Origin of the sequence: Pantoea sp. ICBG 985 (assembly GCF_002928365.1) — a bacterium.
GTDB lineage: Bacteria > Pseudomonadota > Gammaproteobacteria > Enterobacterales > Enterobacteriaceae > Pantoea > Pantoea dispersa.
In genome coordinates this window covers 510967-528671 of record NZ_POWM01000001.1, presented here as the reverse complement: position 1 = coordinate 528671, position 17705 = coordinate 510967, and the positions used below count along the sequence as shown (strand labels likewise).

The following is a 17705-nucleotide window of genomic DNA, read 5'->3' as shown; positions in this document are numbered from 1 at the left end:
TGAACGAATGGAGGGATGCATTCCACCGGAATGCATTGAAATCCTTGCTCACCTTACCGTAACGCGTTTATCAGCGGTAGCGTTTTATCGGGCTATTTTGATCCTGTTCAGCAAGCCAGGCGAGTTTTTCACCGATCTTGCTTTCAAGGCCACGATTGGTGGGTTGATAGTAGCGCGTCTGCGCCATTTCCGGCGGGAAAAACACCTCGCCGGCCGCATAGGCATTGGGTTCGTCATGCGCGTAACGGTACTCTTTGCCGAGGCCCATCTCTTTCATCAGCTTCGTCGGTGCATTACGCAGATGTTCCGGCACATCGTAATCCGGGAACTCACGCGCATCACGCATCGCCGCTTTGAAGGCGGTATAGACAGCATTACTTTTTGGCGCACAGGCCAGATAAACAATTGCCTGGGCAATTGCACGTTCCCCTTCCGCAGGCCCGACGCGGGTAAAACAGTCCCACGCGGCAATTGCTACCTGCATGGCGCGCGGATCAGCATTACCGACATCTTCCGAAGCAATCGCCAGCAGCCGCCGCGCCACGTACAGCGGATCGCCACCGGCAGTGATGATGCGCGCATACCAGTAAAGCGCCGCATCCGGGGCTGAACCGCGAACTGATTTGTGCAGTGCCGAGATGAGATCGTAAAAGCGGTCGCCTTTGTTATCGAAACGCGCCGCGCGTTCACCCGACACTTCATTCAGCAGCTGTGGCGTCAGCTCCCGCTGTCCCTGCGCATTGAGCTCAGCCATATCGGCCATCATTTCCAGCGTATTCAGTGCGCGTCGTGCATCACCATTGACCAGTTCAGCGATCATGCGCCGGGTATTGTCCGGTAACAGAATATCGCTGTCGCCGTAGCCGCGCGTTTTATCCTGCATCGCCTGATCCAGCACCTGTTCAATATCTGCGCTGGTCAGCGATTTAAGCAGATAAACGCGGGCGCGCGACAGCAGTGCCGAGTTCAGTTCAAAGGAGGGATTTTCCGTGGTTGCGCCAATGAAGGTGATGGTGCCGTCTTCAATGTGTGGCAAAAACGCATCCTGCTGGCTCTTATTGAAGCGATGCACCTCATCAACAAACAGAATAGTGCGACGCCCCACCTGGCGATTCTGCCGCGCGCGCTCAATGGCCTCGCGGATCTCTTTAACGCCGGAAGTCACCGCTGAAATGCGTTCGACATCGGCTTTGCCGTAATGCGCGATGATCTCCGCCAGCGTGGTTTTACCGGTACCCGGCGGTCCCCATAAGATCATGGAGTGCAGCTGACCCGCCTCAATAGCGCGCGGCAACGGCTTACCGGCCGCGAGCAGATGCTGCTGACCAATATATTGCTGCAGCGTCGCTGGCCGCATACGCGCAGCCAGCGGTCTGAACTCATTTGACGGTGCAAAATCCAGCGACAGGTTACTCACCCTCACCTCACTGACGTTGATCGTCCACCGTTACCCCTTTTGGCGGCGTAAAGGTGAATTTATCCGGGCTGATAGCGCCGTTTTTCTGGCTCTTCAGCTGATAGCTGCTGCGCTGTCCATCCTGCTCGATCGCGCTGAACTGATTGATGGTGCCTGCGGAAGTGACATTGATGGTGAACTGTTTCAGGTTGCCATCGCTGCTTTTAGGCGTCAGCTCAAAATTATCACCCTGCTGCTTAATGTTGTACTGCTGCCAGTCAGAGGGCTGGTTACGCGCAATCAGCATAAACGGCGTGTTGCTGGTGGCATTCTGCAGCAGGCTTACGCTCGCCTGTTCCACAAAAGGATTATAGAACCACAGATTTTTACCGTCGGAGATAATCACGCTTTCGTCCGGTGCAGTCATGTGCCAGTTAAACAGGCTCGGACGTTTTACCCACAGTTCGCCTTCGCCGTCCTGCACATTTGCGCCGCTACCGTCAGTCACCTTCTGACTGAAGCTGGCATGGAAGCTGTTCACTTTATTAAGGCGCTGCTGCAGATCGCTGGAAGCATCCGCCAGGGCAGAAGAAGCAACAAAACCGGCCAGCAGGCCACAGGCAATAACGCGAAATTTCATCTGATACGATTCCTTATTCATGGTTTCCTGACACTTACTGCATTAACCGTAGTCGCCGCTCCGTCAGTTCGACAGGAGAAAAAGCCGAAAGCTCCCAATGATATGGGGATCGGACCACAGATAAACAACGGGCCAGTTTACACTGGCCCGGCATAACACTGCGGAGAAAAGTCTTACATTTCGTGAGGTGGCGGTGACAGCACTTCACGGTTACCGTTGTGACCTGGCTCCGAGACAATGCCCTGCGCCTCCATCTGTTCGATAATCCGCGCCGCGCGGTTGTAGCCAATACGGAACTGGCGCTGCACGCCGGAGATCGACGCGCGGCGTTTCTCCACCACGAACGCCACCGCCTGGTCAAACAGCGGATCCAGCTCTTCATCGCCGTCCAGGCCGCCAGCACCGCTTTCACTCTCTTCACCGGCGGTAATGCTGTCGATGTACTGCGGTCGCCCACGCGCTTTCCAGTCCTGCACGACTGCATGCACTTCCTGGTCACGCACAAAGGCGCCGTGAACACGTACCGGCATGGAGGAGTTAGGTGGCATGTAAAGCATGTCACCCATACCCAGCAGGGATTCCGCACCGCCCTGATCGAGAATGGTACGCGAGTCAATTTTACTGGATACGGTAAAGGCGATACGCGTCGGAATGTTGGCTTTAATCAGGCCGGTAATCACATCCACCGACGGACGCTGGGTAGCCAGCACCAGGTGAATACCTGCGGCACGGGCTTTCTGTGCCAGGCGCGCGATTAGCTCTTCGACCTTCTTGCCCACCGCCATCATCAGGTCAGCAAACTCATCAACCAACACCACAATGTACGGCAGTTTTTCCAGCACCGGCGGCGTGGTGTCCATGCTGTCGCCCGGTTTCCAGAACGGGTCCGGAATTGGCCGGCCCATCGCGGCCGCCTGCTCGATCTTCTCGTTATAGCCAGCCAGATTACGCACGCCCAGCGCAGACATCAGCTTATAGCGGCGCTCCATTTCGACCACACTCCAGCGCAGCGCGTTGGCCGCGTCTTTCATGTCGGTGACCACTTCCGTCAGCAGATGGGGAATGCCCTCATACACTGACAGCTCGAGCATTTTCGGGTCGATCATGATAAAGCGCACTTCTTCCGGCGTGGCTTTATACAGCATGCTGATGATCATGGTGTTGACGCCAACCGACTTACCGGAACCGGTGGTACCGGCCACCAGCAGGTGCGGCATCTTCGCCAGATCGGCCACCACGGGCTGACCAGAAATATCTTTACCCAGCACCACCGATAGCGGCGAAGGGTTGTCGCGGAACTTATCGCAGTCCAGCACCTCACGCAGGTAAACGGTCTGACGATGTTTATTGGGGAGCTCCAGGCCGACATAAGGCTTGCCCGGAATCACCTCAACCACGCGCACCGCAACGGCAGAGAGCGAACGTGCCAGGTCGCGCGACAGATTAGAAATACGTGCCGCCTTGACGCCCGGCGCCAGATCCAGTTCAAAGCGGGTGATTACCGGCCCTGGAGAGATGCCCACCACTTCGGCTTTCACGCGGTAATCCGCCAGACGCGCTTCAACCAGACGCGCGGTCTGTTCCAGTGCGAACATATCCACCGGTTCCTCTTCGGCCGGCGGCGACGTCAGCAGATCCAGCGTCGGCAGCGGCGTGGAAGGTTTCTCCAGCGGCTGTTCGTGACGCACCAGGAAGGGGTGGAACAGGCTGTCCTGCGCAGGGGCGACAGGCTTCGGCGTTTCAGCCGGCGCGGCGTAAACCTCGTCGTCTGGCGTTGACCACGGGCTGGTTTCCTCACTCAGCGATGCGGGTACCGCCGGCTCAGGTGCCGCTGGCTGCTGCCACTGGGCCGGAACGTCCGGCTCTGGCGTGGCGGCAATGGTAAACAGCGGTTCGCTCGGCGTGTCATCAACCAGATCTTTCATCGGAGAGAAATCAAACGCGGCTGAGGTATCCAGATTAAATACCGGCGCGCTCTCCTGCTCAGGCTGGCTGTAACGCTGTTGCTGCTGCTGAGCAAACTGCTGCGCCAGCTGAGCCTGCTGCAGCGCCTCTTCATCTTCTTCCTCTGCCGGCTGCTGCCAGCTGTCGCCGTACCGCTGCTGCTGCTGCGAATGGAACGCTTCGCGCAGCTGGGCTTCCTGCAGCGCAGCATTATCGTCATCGTGCGGCTGGGGCACTTGCCAGCTGGCGCTGATTTCCGGCTGCTGCTGGTCGGCCTCTTCACGGGCCTTCTCTTCTGCCATGCGTTGCGATGGCAGTTTGATACCGTATGAGGCCAGCTCACGCCGGGTTGGCAGCTTAACCTTGTTAGGACGCGGCAGTTCCGGGCCAATACCCTGTTTCACCTGCGGGTTGTAATCGCGCTCCGGCACCACATCAAAAGCTGGCGTGTAAGCCGCAGAGCGGGCAGCAGCAGCGGCCGTCGCTGAACCGAGTGCGGCAGCGGCTGCCGTATTCAGCGGTGTGGCGGCCTGATCGGCACTCTGCCAGTTACCCATGCGCGGGCCATCATCTTCTTCAGCGAGCGAGAAGGCGTCGGCGGCCGGTGAAGCAGGCACTTCGAAGCGGTATAACGGAGGAGCCGCTGTCGCGGGCTCTGCTGGCGGAATAGCTGGCGCCGCAGGCGCGCTGGCAACAGATATCGATGCCGGAGCAGCCGCAGCCAGCTGTGACGGCGCAGGTTGTGGAGCTACGTTTACCGCCGGTGCGGATGGCTCAGGTGCAGCGACGGACGGCACCTGACGTGCGGCGTCACTGGTGGCGGCCAGCGCAGCCGCGGTAGCCGCACTGGCTTTCGCCAGCAGGGGATCGTCGCTGGCGACTTCAGCCACAGGTTCCGCTACCTGTCGGGGCTTAGCCAGCAGTACGTCATCTTCGTCGTCCTGAGCCGGCGCAGCGCGCAGTGGCGGAACCGCGTCGTCGGGGTGCGCCTCGTCGTAGTCGTCTTCTTCCTGCCAGGGTTCATCATGGCGCGAGCGGTTGCTGGCAAAGGTCAGCACGCCCATCACCACGCTGCCGATCTTCTCGGCAATCGCCAGCCAGGACCAGCCGGTATAAAGCGTGATACCCGCCGCCCAGACGCACAGCAGCGTCAGCGTGCCACCGGCACCGCTGAACCACGGCGCCATCGCATTGCTCACCAGGCTGCCAATTACGCCGCCAGAGGCAAAATACCAGATATCGTCCACGTTCAGCGCAGCCAGTCCGCAGGTAGTCACTACCAGCGCCAGCACGCCAATCAGCCGCAGGCCCACCGCAAAATAGTCGATGTAATCCTGACGATCGCGCTGACGGAAGGTAATCCAGCACAGACCAATAATCACTGGCGGAATGGCGTAGGCCATCACACCAAAAATAAACAGCAGGGTATCGGCCAGCCATGCGCCCACGCTGCCGCCCAGATTGTGGATCGGCTCGTGCCAGGCGGTTTGTGACCAGCTGGGATCGGAGGGATTAAAGCTAACCAGCGACACCATCAGATAGATGGCAAACAAGGCCACCAGGATGAGCAACGCTTCCAGCAGCCGACGTCCGCTGCTCAGTGGTTGTAATGAAACGTCTTTATCTTCTGTATATTCCTGGCTCAAGAGAACTCTCCAGGTGCCTGTAAATTAAGAAGGCAACAGCGCCAGGCTTGCCTGACGCTGGTCCTGTATGAATTCACAGGAGTGTACCGAAATCCTGCAAGCTTTGCACCTGCCCTGCGTTACCGGGTCTTAATCACCAGACGATTGCTCTGTTTGACCTCTTCCATCACCACATAGGTACGGGTGTCGTTGACGCCCGGCAGGCGCAGCAAGGTCTCACCCAGCAGTTTACGGTAGGCGGACATATCCGGCACGCGGGTTTTCAACAGGTAGTCAAAGTCACCGGAAACGAGGTGACATTCTTGAGTTTCCTCAAGTTTTTGTACGGCGGCGTTAAATTGTTCAAACACATCCGGCGCGCCGCGATTCAGAGTAATCTCAACGAATACCAGCAGTGAAGCATCGAGATAGTGCGGGTTCAGCTGCGCGGTGTAGCCCAGAATGAAACCCTGACGTTCCAGGCGACGTACGCGTTCAAGACAAGGTGTTGGCGAGAGGCCGACACGTTTTGAAAGCTCAACGTTGGAAATACGACCGTCTTTCTGCAGTTCATTCAGAATATTTCTGTCGATCCGATCCAGATCTTTTCCGGGGCGTTTCTTGTTGTCTACCATTATTATTGTCTCTCTTAATTCCTTCCCTTTACCTGCCAAACCCTGAAAACGTTCAATGTTCAGGGCCTTACTGAAGTGAAGTCTTTAAGCCTGTGCAGTAACGCGACCATCCGTATGACGCATGCTGTCTGTCCACATCATGCGTCATTACCAATGTCAGGCTGAGTTTATTTGGCGAAATTGCGCAAAACAGAGCTGAAATTCTGTTTCGAACCGCTAAATTTTCTCTGCTTCTGACAATGTTTTCGCAAAAGCGCAGGCGATTGTCAAAGTAAAACATCCAAATTCAGTACAAGATGCCAGACAGCGTACTGGGTTGCTGTTTTTAAATGAGAATTTTTATACAGCTGCACCACAAATTGCCGAGCAATGCCCCCTTTTGGCGCAGCGCGCGTGCAGAATTGCCATTCATCGTCTACGCCGCTTGCAGTGATTGTTAACAAAATTGCTGAAACCTTTTTTTGCGACAGTAATTTCCCTACAATCGAAAACTATGTTGTCAGACACACACTGAGGAACGCATGAGTACGGCCAAACACAGTAAGCTGCTCATTCTGGGCTCCGGCCCTGCCGGTTACACCGCAGCGGTTTATGCCGCCCGCGCTAACCTGAACCCGGTTTTGATTACCGGACTGGAAAAAGGCGGCCAGCTCACCACCACGACTGAAGTCGAAAACTGGCCGGGCGACCCGCACGATCTGACCGGCCCTGCGCTGATGGAACGCATGCAGGAGCATGCTGAGAAGTTCAACACTGAAATCATCTTTGACCATATTCACACGGTTGATTTGCAGAACCGTCCGTTCCGCCTGACCGGCGACAGCGGCGAATACACGGCGGATGCGCTGATCATCGCGACCGGTGCTTCAGCGCGCTACCTTGGCCTGCCGTCAGAAGAGGCATTCAAAGGCAAAGGGGTTTCGGCCTGCGCTACCTGTGATGGTTTCTTCTATCGCAACCAAAAAGTCGCGGTTATCGGCGGCGGTAACACGGCAGTTGAAGAGGCGCTCTATCTGGCGAACATCGCTTCCGAAGTGCACCTGATTCACCGTCGTGACAGCTTCCGCGCTGAGAAAATCCTGATTGACCGCCTGATGGAGAAAGTGCGTAACGGCAACATCGTGCTGCACACTGACCGCGCGCTGGACGAGGTGGTAGGCGATCAGATGGGCGTCACCGGGTTGAAACTCTCGTCAACCAAAGGTGAAGCCCCGCTCTCGCTGGAAGTGGCGGGCCTGTTTGTCGCCATCGGTCATAGTCCGAACACGGCGATTTTCGATGGCCAGCTGGATCTGGAAAACGGCTATATCAAAGTGCAGTCCGGCCTGCAGGGCAACGCCACGCAGACCAGCGTGCCGGGCGTGTTCGCTGCCGGTGACGTAATGGACCACATCTATCGTCAGGCCATTACCTCTGCCGGTACCGGCTGTATGGCCGCGCTGGATGCGGAACGTTATCTGGATGGTCTGGTTAAAAACGATAAGTAAGTTGTTAATTATCTGATCATAATTGCACTGAGGCGGCCACTTTTGGTCGCCTTTTTTATCGCCTGCGTGCTACAGTTCTGCCACCCGTCTGTCCGGCATTTAGCGTCGGATTTTGCCTCTCGTCACGGTGATCAAACGGCTTCGCATGAACAAATCACGGCAACACGAACTGCTGCGCTGGTTACGCCAGCAACGTCATCATGGCGCACGCAGCCTGCGACTGGCCTCGCTGGCAGGTTTTGCTGCGGCGTTAATTCTCATCGCCCAGGCCTGGCTACTGGCCTCCCTGCTGCAAAAACTGCTGGTGGAACAGCAACCCCGCGCTGAACTGGTGAGTGATTTCCTGTTACTACTGCTGTGCTTCGCACTGCGCGCCGCGCTGCACTACGGTCGTGAGATGGCCGGCTTCAGGGCCGGCGTGGCGATTCGCCGTGCGCTGCGGCAACAGGTGCTGGACCGGCTGAACGCGCTCGGTCCGGCCTGGATTCAGGGCAAACCGGCCGGGAGCTGGGCGACGCTGCTGCTGGAACAAATTGAAGAGATGCAGGAGTATTACGCGCGCTATCTGCCGCAGATGTCGCTGGCGGTTTTTGTGCCCTGCGCCATCCTGATCGCCATTTTCCCGATTAACTGGGCCGCCGGACTGATTCTGCTGGCGACCGCGCCGCTGATTCCGCTGTTTATGGCGCTGGTCGGCATGGGAGCGGCCGATGCCAATCGGCGTAATTTTCTTGCGCTGGCGCGTCTGAGCGGCGATTTCTATGACCGGCTGCGCGGACGCGAAACGCTGCGCCTGTTTCACCGCGCGGATGCTGAGCAGCAGGCGATTGCCGCCACTACGCAGGATTTTCGTCAGCGCACCATGGAAGTGCTGCGCCTCGCCTTTCTCTCCTCTGCGGTGCTGGAGTTTTTCGCCTCGCTGGCGATTGCCGTGGTCGCGGTCTATTTCGGCTTCTCGTACCTGGGTGAACTCAATTTTGGCCATTACGGCACCGGCGTGACGCTGTTTGCCGGTTTCCTCGCGCTGATTCTTGCCCCCGAATTTTTCCAGCCGCTGCGCGATCTCGGCACCTTTTACCATGCCAAAGCGCAGGCGGTGGGCGGCGCAGACGCGCTGGATACCTTCCTGCGCGAAACGCCCCAGCGCGCGCCGCAGGCGGCCACACAAACGCTGGATGCTGACGCGCCACTCTCCCTCCGGGCGCAGGATCTGGTGATCATGACCGCCACCGGCGAGGCGCTGTCACAACCGCTGAATTTCAGCCTTGCTCCCGGTCAGCGCGTGGCGCTGGTCGGTCAAAGCGGGGCCGGAAAAAGTGCGCTGATGAATGTCCTGCTCGGTTTTCTGCCCTACCAGGGTTCACTGTGCATTAACGGCCAGGAACTGCGCGACATCAGCCGCAGCAGCTGGCAGCAGCAGCTGGCCTGGGTAGGACAAAATCCGCAGCTGCCGGCGGCGACGCTGCGTGACAATCTCCAGCTTACTGACACGCCGGTGGAAGAGGCCACGCTGACCGCCGTGCTGCAGCGCGCTGGCGTCAGCGAATTTTTGTCGCGTCTGCCGCAGGGGCTGGATACGCCAGTTGGCGATGGCGGCATCGGCCTGTCCGTTGGGCAGGCACAGCGCATCGCCGTTGCGCGGGCGCTGCTGAAACCGGCCCGCCTGCTGCTGCTGGACGAACCGGGCTCCGGGCTCGACAGCCAGAGCGAGCAGCACGTGATGGGCGCGCTACAGCAGGCCGCACAGCAGCAAACTACGTTAATGATTACCCATCAGCTGCACGCCCTCGACCAATGGGATGAGGTGTGGGTGATGCAGGCCGGACAACTGGTGCAGCAGGGCCACTGGCAACAGCTGATCGCTGAAGCCGGCCCGCTGCGCGAGCTGGCGCAGCATCGTCAGAAGGAGATTGCCTGATGCGCACGTTACTGCCTTTCCTGCGCCTGTATCGCCGCCATCCGTGGCGTTTAGGTCTTGGCGTGGTGCTGGCGATTGTCACGCTGCTCGCCAGCATCGGCTTGCTGACGCTGTCCGGCTGGTTTCTTGCTGCCTCTTCGCTGGCTGGCGTCGCCGGCTTGTACAGCTTCAATTACATGCTGCCCGCAGCTGGTGTGCGTGGCGCGGCAATCACCCGCACCGCCGCGCGCTATTTTGAACGGCTGGTGAGCCACGACGCCACTTTCCGCGTGCTGCAGCATCTGCGCGTCTTTACCTTCAGCCGGCTGATGGCGCTGGCACCGGCGCAGCTGGCGCGCTTTCGTCACGGCGAACTGCTGAACCGATTTGTCAGCGATGTTGATACCCTCGACCATCTCTATTTACGCGTTATTTCTCCACTGCTGGGTGCGGCGGTGGTGATTGTGGTGGTGACCTGTGGCCTGGCGCTACTCGATATGCGACTGGCGCTGCTGCTTGGGGCGATCATGTTGCTGACGCTGCTGCTGATGCCGCCGCTTTTCTGGCGACTCGGCGCGCGCACCGGCGCGCAGATTGCCCGTTACCAGGCTCGCTGGCGCCTGCAACTGACGCACTGGCTCAGCGGACTGGCCGAGCTGCAGATTTACGGCGCGGCGGCGCTGTGGCGACAGCGGCTGGATCAGGAAGAACGTGCGTGGCAACAGGCGCAGCAGCAGCAACACCGGCTGCAGGCGGTGGCGCAGAGCCTGCTTACGTTGATCGCCGGCAGTACCGTTACGCTGCTGCTGTGGCTGGCCGCCAGCGGCGTCGGCACCAATAGCACACCGGGTGCACTGATTGCCCTGTTTGTGTTTTGCGCGCTGGCCGCGTTTGAAGCGCTGACACCGGTGGCCGGCGCATTTCTGCCACTGGCGCAGGTGACGCACGCGGCGCAGCGCGTGCAGGAGATCATCGATCAACCGCCAGCCATTCACTTCCCGACACAACCGGTTGCGACGCCGCGCGGCCTCAGCCTGACGCTGGAACAGATCGATTTCAGCTATCCGCAGCGGCCAGAAGCGGTGCTGCACAATTTCTCCCTGACGTTAGCAGCCGGTGAACATCTGGCGCTGCTGGGCCCGACCGGCTGCGGGAAATCCAGCCTGCTGGCGCTGATCACGCGCGGCTGGGAAGCGCAGCGCGGCACGATTCGCCTGAACGGGATTGATCTGACGGCGTGGGACGAAGCCAGCCTGCGTCAGCGCATCAGCGTTGTCACGCAGCGCGTCCATCTTTTCAGCCAGACGCTGCGCGCTAATCTGCTACTGGCAGCACCACAGGCCAGCGATGCACAGCTGATTGACGTATTGCAGCGGGTTGGGCTGGCGCATCTGGCGCAGCAAAGTGAAGGGCTGAATGCGTGGATGGGAGAAGGCGGCCGACCGCTGTCCGGCGGTGAACTGCGCCGGCTGGCGATTGCCCGTGCGCTGCTGCACGATGGCGACCTGTGGCTGCTGGATGAGCCGACCGAAGGTCTGGATGCCGCGACCGAGCAGCAGATTCTCACGTTGCTACAGCAGGTTAGCCAGGGAAAAACGCTGATCATGGTGACGCATCGCCTGAGCGGACTGGAAAAAATGGATCGCATCTGTGTGCTTGACGGTGGGCAGATTATCGAATCCGGCAGCCATGACGAATTAATCTCAAAAGCTGGACGCTACTGGCGTTTCCAGCAGCGCTTTGCGCTATAGTCTATGCGTTTAGCCTGAGGGTGACCGACGCCATGAGACTGGTACAACTTTCCCGGGATTCGCTCAATTTCCCGCCGCCGGAGATGGCGCTGCGTGAACCAAACGGCCTGCTGGCCATGGGCGGCGATCTCTCCCCTGCCCGCCTGATGAATGCCTATCAGCGCGGTATTTTTCCGTGGTTTTCGCCCGGCGATCCAATTTTATGGTGGTCGCCAGATCCACGCGCGGTCCTGCTGCCGGAGTCGTTTCATCTCAGCCGCAGCATGGCGCGCTTCCATCGCCGTTCGCCCTATCGCGTCACCATGAATCACGCCTTTGCTCAGGTGGTGGAAGGTTGCGCCAGCGGGCGTCAGGAAGGCACCTGGATCACCTTTGAAGTGAAACGCGCCTGGCTTCGCCTGTATGAGCTGGGTCATGCGCACTCAATTGAGGTCTGGCAGGATCAACGCCTGGTTGGCGGCATGTATGGCCTGGCGCTCGGACAGATTTTTTGCGGCGAGTCGATGTTTAGCCGGGCGGAAAATGCCTCTAAAACCGCGCTGTGGGTTTTCTCACAGCACTTTATTGCGCATCAGGGACGGCTGATCGATTGTCAGGTGCTGAATCCGCATACCGCCTCGCTGGGCGCAGTTGAAATTCCGCGTGTCGACTATCTGCAATACGTGCAAACGCTGGCGTGGCAACCGGTGCAGACCGGCTGCTGGCAAACACAAACCCTTTTTTGACCGACCCCGCAGATGTTTTGCACACAATTCCCGACAAAAGTGATACAATAAGCAAGTTTGGTATGTCGTCCGCGCTTCGCTGTGGCGAGCCGGAATTGCCAGGCTGGGAATCTCACCCTGTTCCCGAAGCTGTTTCAGTTGCGCACCCGATGCCGATTGCTGCAGATTCTTAGCCCGCTAATCCCCCGCAGACGTCAAAAACACCCGAATTTATCCGTAATGCACGCGCAGCGGCGCGACGCACGGCGAAGCGTTGGCAAAAACAACCAACGTTTCTTTACATAAATCATGGAATTCGGCATTATCTTGCCGGTTCAACAGTTTGGTAGTTCACCCAGAGGATTCGATGGCCAAAGAAGACAATATTGAAATGCAAGGTACCGTACTGGATACGTTACCTAACACCATGTTCCGCGTAGAGCTTGAAAACGGGCACGTGGTTACCGCTCATATCTCCGGTAAAATGCGTAAAAACTACATCCGCATCCTGACGGGCGACAAAGTGACTGTCGAGTTGACCCCGTACGACCTGAGCAAAGGCCGCATTGTCTTCCGTAGTCGCTAAGTTGTTGCACTCGCCTCGCGTTTGCTGATGTAAACTAAGCGCGAAAAAAAAGGCCGGATTTTAATCCGGCCTTTTTCTTATCTGCGCACCCGCTTAATGCACGGTGCCCTCGGTTTTGCGTTTTTCCGCACTCATGAAGTGGTAGGTGAGCTGGTTTTTCTCTTTATCCAGTCCAACCGACACCGATCCGCCATCTACCAGCGAGCCAAACAGCAGCTCGTTAGCCAGCGGTTTCTTCAGGTTTTCCTGCACGGTACGCGCCATCGGACGCGCGCCCATCGCTTTGTCGTAACCTTTTTCGGCCAGCCAGTCGCGCGCATCATCGCTGACTTCCAGCGACACACCTTTCGCATCCAGCTGTGCCTGCAGCTCAACAATAAATTTATCCACCACCTGATGGATCACCTGAGTATCGAGGTGACGGAACCAGATAATGTTGTCGAGACGGTTACGGAACTCCGGCGTAAAGATCTTTTTGATCTCTTCCATCGCGTCGGTGCTGTTGTCCTGCTGAATCAGGCCGATAGATTTACGCTCGGTCTCGCGCACCCCGGCGTTGGTGGTCATCACCAGCACCACGTTGCGGAAGTCAGCTTTGCGGCCGTTGTTATCGGTCAGCATTCCGTTGTCCATCACCTGCAGTAGCAGGTTGAAGACATCCGGATGGGCTTTCTCGATCTCATCCAGCAGCACCACCGCGTGCGGATGCTTGATGACGGCATCAGTCAGCAGACCGCCCTGATCAAAGCCGACGTAGCCCGGAGGCGCACCAATCAAACGACTGACGGTGTGACGCTCCATATACTCGGACATATCAAAGCGCAGCAGCTCAATGCCCAGCGCCTTCGCCAGCTGCACGGTGACCTCGGTTTTACCGACCCCGGTCGGACCCGCAAACAGGAACGATCCGACTGGCTTACGCTCCTGACCCAGACCCGCGCGGCTCATCTTGATGGCTTCAGTCAGCGCTTCAATCGCGTTGTCCTGACCAAACACCAGCATTTTCAGACGGTCGCCGAGATTTTTCAGCGTATCGCGATCGGTGGCCGAAACGCTCTGCTCCGGAATACGCGCGATGCGCGCCACCACGGATTCGATGTCTGATACGTTGACGGTTTTCTTGCGCTTGCTGACCGGAACCAGACGCGCACGCGCGCCGGCTTCATCGATCACGTCAATCGCCTTGTCCGGCAGATGACGGTCATTGATGTATTTCACCGCCAGCTCAACCGCCGCACGTACCGCTTTGGCGGTGTAGCGCACATCGTGATGCGCTTCGTACTTCGGCTTCAGCCCGTTAAGAATTTGTACCGTCTCTTCAACCGATGGCTCAGTAATATCAATTTTCTGGAAACGGCGCGCCAGCGCACGATCCTTCTCAAAGATATTGCTGAACTCCTGATAGGTCGTGGAACCCATCACGCGGATTTTACCGCTGGAAAGCAGCGGCTTGATCAGGTTCGCCGCATCCACCTGGCCGCCCGATGCCGCACCGGCACCGATAATGGTGTGGATCTCGTCGATGAACAGAATGCTGTTGTTATCCTGTTCCAGTTGTTTCAGCAGCGCTTTAAAACGTTTTTCAAAATCACCGCGGTATTTGGTACCGGCCAGCAGCGAACCGATATCCAGCGAGTAGATGGTGCACTCTTTCATCACTTCCGGCACGTCGCCCTGCACAATGCGCCAGGCGAGCCCTTCCGCAATCGCGGTTTTACCGACGCCCGATTCGCCCACCAGCAGCGGGTTATTCTTGCGACGACGGCACAGCACCTGAATGGCCCGTTCCAGCTCTTTATCGCGGCCGATCAGCGGGTCAATTCCGCCGACGCGAGCAAGCTGATTAAGATTGGTGGTGAAGTTTTCCATACGTTCCTCCCCGCCTGCTTGCTCTTCGTTAACCGGATTTTCCGCGCTGTTCTGCGGCTGGCCCGGTTCGTCTTTACGCGTACCATGGGAGATGAAGTTCACCACATCAAGGCGGCTCACTTCGTGTTTGCGCAGCAGGTAAGCCGCTTGCGACTCCTGCTCGCTGAAAATGGCGACCAGCACGTTCGCACCGGAAACTTCACTGCGACCGGATGACTGGACATGGAAGACCGCACGCTGCAGCACACGCTGGAAGCTGAGCGTCGGCTGAGTGTCGCGCTCCTCTTCGCTGGCAGGCAGCACCGGCGTGGTTTGTTCGATGAAGGCTTCGAGTTCCTGACGCAGAGCCGCAATATCCACCGTACAGGCTTCCAGTGCCTCTCTGGCCGACGGGTTGCTGAGCAGCGCCAGCAACAGATGTTCGACGGTCATAAACTCGTGACGGTGCTCGCGCGCTCTGGCGAAAGCCATGTTTAAACTGAGTTCCAGTTCTTGATTGAGCATTTGGCACCTCCCCCAATTATCGCTCTGACGGACTGAATCCTATATGGAGACAGCTTCAGGCTTTTTCCAGCGTACACAGCAACGGATGTTGATTTTCCCGCGCGTAATTGTTCACCTGGGCGACTTTGGTCTCCGCCACTTCTGCAGTGAATACACCACAGATTGCCTTTCCATGGTAGTGAACTTTCAGCATCAGTTGCGTTGCACGTTCAACATCATAAGAAAAGAACTTTTGCAGAACGTCAATAACAAATTCCATAGGTGTATAATCGTCATTATTCAGAATGACTTTATACATTGAAGGCGGCTTTAACCCTTCGCGTACTTTGTCTTCGGCCAGATGTTCAAAGTTAAGCCAGTCGTTTGTGTTTGCCATAATGTTCCGTTGAAATTCTGCGTTACGGTAGCGCACATTTCTGTGCTCTCACCTCAAGTTTAACACGCCTGTCAAGCCGCTTTTCCTGTGGCAAAAATCGGTCCCGAAAGCGCATGCGCGACCTGTATCACAAAATTTGCAATAGCGTTAACTGCCTCAAATTTTGATGAATTTCTCCCCGTGCGCCAGGGCCGTTTGCTTGACGATAAGGTCCGTTTCTCTACATTCTACTTACACAAGCTGATTGAGTTTTAAACAAACTCGACTCACAGCTTCAATGACCTCACCTACTTATCAAAATGTCTTGCGAGGGAAGTAAAAGCATGGAGACGGGTACTGTTAAATGGTTCAACAACGCCAAAGGCTTCGGCTTTATCTGTCCGATTGGCGGCGGCGACGATATCTTCGCACACTACTCCACGATTCAGATGGAGGGATACAGAACGCTGAAAGCGGGCCAGCACGTTCAGTTCGATGTCCATGAAGGGCCGAAAGGCAACCATGCCAGTCTGATTGTGCCCTGTGAAGCATCGTCACTCTCCTGACGGGCGCGCGTCTGCTCTCATTCTGACCACTCCCGAAAAAAAATGCCAGCCACAGACGCTGGCATTTTTCTTTGACGTCCCGCGTCAGTGTTACTCTGCCCGACCGCGCGCCAGCCACATGACGCGGCCAAACAGCTGATCGAGCAACGGCGGAATCGCCTGCGGCCCGCGTTCGGCCGCTGCCATCGCCACCGCAATCGCCAGTTCCGGCTTCGAGCTATGATGAATGGCTTTGGTAATAATACGCCGCGCGTTCATCGGCACGTTTAACGGCAGGTGCGCCATCTGGTGATAGACATCACTAAAGCCATGCTTATAAAGGAAGTGTTCGATGTCGGGCGCCGGGAACTGCGTGAGATGGTCGCTCTCCTGCTCATGCGGCTGTAGCTGGCTGCGCGCAGTGGCGGCATATTTTTTCCCGGCCTCGTCGCCGTCAGTCAGCACGTGCCAGGCAATGCCCATGCGGCGCGCATATTTCAGCAGCGGCTTAAGCCCGGACTGCGCAAACTCAATTACTTTCACGCCTTCCGCGGCAAAATGGTAGCCGCGCTGCCGCGCCAGCTCATTGATGATCCACACTTCGGTTTCACCCTCTACCAGCAACCAGCAGCGGGCAAACAGCGCCGACGGACGGTTGACGCGGATATGAAAGCCGATACGGCGCGCCTCTTCGGCACTTAATCCCTCCGGCCCGATACGCCACGCCGCCACGCGATCGGGTTCGCGCACCAGTCGGCAGATTTGCTCCAGCGCCACCTGTGACAGCAGCTCACCGGAGTTAGTGGTGGCGATTTTTTGCAGCGGCATCAGCGCCAGCAGATTCCACGCCACCGACAGCATGATGGGATGCAGCCGCGTTTCCGGATCCTCCACCAGCAGTAAGGGGCGCGCGCCTGCGGGCAGCGCATCGCTGCCGTGCGCCTGCAGCAGGAGCGAGAACATGCGTAACAGAATCACCTGGCGACTGCGTGATTCGGTACCGGCGATCAGCTGATTGAGCTGATCGAGCGAACGCCAGCCCTGACTGCCGTCACGCAGCTCCGGCGCAACCCGCGCGGCGCCCGTGTCCGGTTGCTGTACCAGAAAATAGTGCGCCATCAGCTGCTGCATGGTATGCAATCCCTGGCGCAACAGCTCGTCGCTCAGGGTTTGTGGCCGCGCCACCAGATCGCGCGTCAGGCTATGCATCTCCTGCGCCAGCGCGCTCAGCGTATCAGCGCGCCGCTGGGTGTCGTTGTCGTTATGGCGCGATCGCCGGCCAAAGCGCGCATCACGCAGGCGCAGCACCGGATAGTACGCGCGCAACTGCGCCAGCGCGGCGTCGGTGCCCGCCAGCGGCAGCACTTCGCCACGCGCGTCAATAAAGCGCCAGCAGGTTTTGACTTCGCTGCCCTGGCGCGTCGCCAGCGTACTGAAGCGCAGATAGCGCCCCGCGTCATCCTGCTGCCAGAACGGCGCAAACAGCGCTTCATGCTCATCGCCCTGCGCGCGAAAGCGAAACACCAGCTGCAACTTATGTAGGCGTGCTTCCACCTCACCGGGCGGAAAATGGAAGTCCTGTTCGGTGAACATATAGGGCTCAGCGGCCGGTGCCAGCAGCAGCGTTAGCGCATCCAGCAAACTGGATTTACCCCACGCGTTTTCCCCAATCAGCAGGTTGGTGTCGGTCAGCGGCAGCGACAACCGGTTAATGCCGCGAAAGCCGTGTATATCGATATGTTCCAGAATCATCGCGCAGTCCCTCCG

General features: G+C 58.0%; 13 protein-coding genes. 6 read left to right on the top strand and 7 right to left on the bottom strand.

Annotated features, from left to right (window positions below):
* Positions 1 to 70: 70 nt before the first annotated feature.
* From C1Y42_RS02615 to lrp, 4 genes are all read right to left on the bottom strand, one after another.
* Positions 71 to 1417: a replication-associated recombination protein A gene (locus C1Y42_RS02615; protein WP_021508355.1), complete on the bottom strand. Its 1347-nt coding sequence runs from the start codon at positions 1415 to 1417 to the stop codon at positions 71 to 73.
* Between the two features lie 7 nt (positions 1418 to 1424).
* Positions 1425 to 2036 (bottom strand): outer membrane lipoprotein chaperone LolA, encoded by a 612-nt coding sequence (gene lolA, locus C1Y42_RS02610; protein ID WP_010618286.1) that lies wholly within the window; start codon positions 2034 to 2036, stop codon positions 1425 to 1427.
* A gap of 173 nt (positions 2037 to 2209) precedes the next feature.
* The gene (locus tag C1Y42_RS02605; protein WP_104092766.1) at positions 2210 to 5626 is read right to left on the bottom strand and encodes a DNA translocase FtsK 4TM domain-containing protein; all 3417 of its coding nucleotides are present in this window, start codon (positions 5624 to 5626) and stop codon (positions 2210 to 2212) included.
* 119 nt (positions 5627 to 5745) lie between these two features.
* Positions 5746 to 6240, bottom strand: a complete 495-nt coding sequence (lrp, locus tag C1Y42_RS02600; RefSeq protein ID WP_006118610.1) for a leucine-responsive transcriptional regulator Lrp — start codon at positions 6238 to 6240, stop codon at positions 5746 to 5748.
* 521 nt (positions 6241 to 6761) lie between these two features.
* Between lrp and trxB the strand changes: the two genes are divergently transcribed.
* From trxB to infA, 5 genes are all read left to right on the top strand, one after another.
* Positions 6762 to 7727 (top strand): thioredoxin-disulfide reductase, encoded by a 966-nt coding sequence (gene trxB / locus C1Y42_RS02595; RefSeq protein ID WP_058775366.1) that lies wholly within the window; start codon positions 6762 to 6764, stop codon positions 7725 to 7727.
* Between the two features lie 145 nt (positions 7728 to 7872).
* Positions 7873 to 9645 (top strand): cysteine/glutathione ABC transporter permease/ATP-binding protein CydD, encoded by a 1773-nt coding sequence (gene cydD, locus C1Y42_RS02590; RefSeq protein ID WP_104092765.1) that lies wholly within the window; start codon positions 7873 to 7875, stop codon positions 9643 to 9645.
* Positions 9645 to 11375 carry a cysteine/glutathione ABC transporter ATP-binding protein/permease CydC gene (gene cydC / locus C1Y42_RS02585; protein ID WP_104092764.1) on the top strand — a complete coding sequence of 577 codons (1731 nt, stop codon included), beginning with the start codon at positions 9645 to 9647 and terminating at the stop codon, positions 11373 to 11375. The genes cydD and cydC overlap by 1 nt, the downstream gene beginning before the upstream one ends.
* 32 nt (positions 11376 to 11407) lie before the next feature.
* Positions 11408 to 12100 (top strand): leucyl/phenylalanyl-tRNA--protein transferase, encoded by a 693-nt coding sequence (gene aat / locus C1Y42_RS02580; protein WP_058769537.1) that lies wholly within the window; start codon positions 11408 to 11410, stop codon positions 12098 to 12100.
* A 346-nt stretch (positions 12101 to 12446) separates the two neighbouring features.
* Positions 12447 to 12665, top strand: a complete 219-nt coding sequence (gene infA / locus C1Y42_RS02575) for a translation initiation factor IF-1 (RefSeq protein WP_002211347.1) — start codon at positions 12447 to 12449, stop codon at positions 12663 to 12665.
* Positions 12666 to 12758: 93 nt separating this feature from the next.
* Here the strand turns inward: infA and clpA are convergent, their stop codons facing one another.
* The gene (gene clpA, locus C1Y42_RS02570) at positions 12759 to 15038 is read right to left on the bottom strand and encodes an ATP-dependent Clp protease ATP-binding subunit ClpA (protein WP_021508362.1); all 2280 of its coding nucleotides are present in this window, start codon (positions 15036 to 15038) and stop codon (positions 12759 to 12761) included.
* A 55-nt stretch (positions 15039 to 15093) separates the two neighbouring features.
* Positions 15094 to 15414, bottom strand: coding sequence for an ATP-dependent Clp protease adapter ClpS (gene clpS / locus C1Y42_RS02565; RefSeq protein WP_021508363.1), 321 nt, complete (start codon positions 15412 to 15414; stop codon positions 15094 to 15096).
* A gap of 323 nt (positions 15415 to 15737) precedes the next feature.
* Here clpS and cspD point away from each other — a divergent pair, with 323 nt between their 5' ends.
* Complete coding sequence (gene cspD / locus C1Y42_RS02560) at positions 15738 to 15959, top strand: cold shock-like protein CspD (RefSeq protein WP_058757774.1); 222 nt, start codon at positions 15738 to 15740, stop codon at positions 15957 to 15959.
* A gap of 90 nt (positions 15960 to 16049) precedes the next feature.
* Here cspD and C1Y42_RS02555 read toward each other — a convergent pair whose 3' ends face one another.
* Positions 16050 to 17690: an ATP-dependent endonuclease gene (locus C1Y42_RS02555; protein WP_104092763.1), complete on the bottom strand. Its 1641-nt coding sequence runs from the start codon at positions 17688 to 17690 to the stop codon at positions 16050 to 16052.
* Between the last annotated feature and the right edge of the window lie 15 nt (positions 17691 to 17705).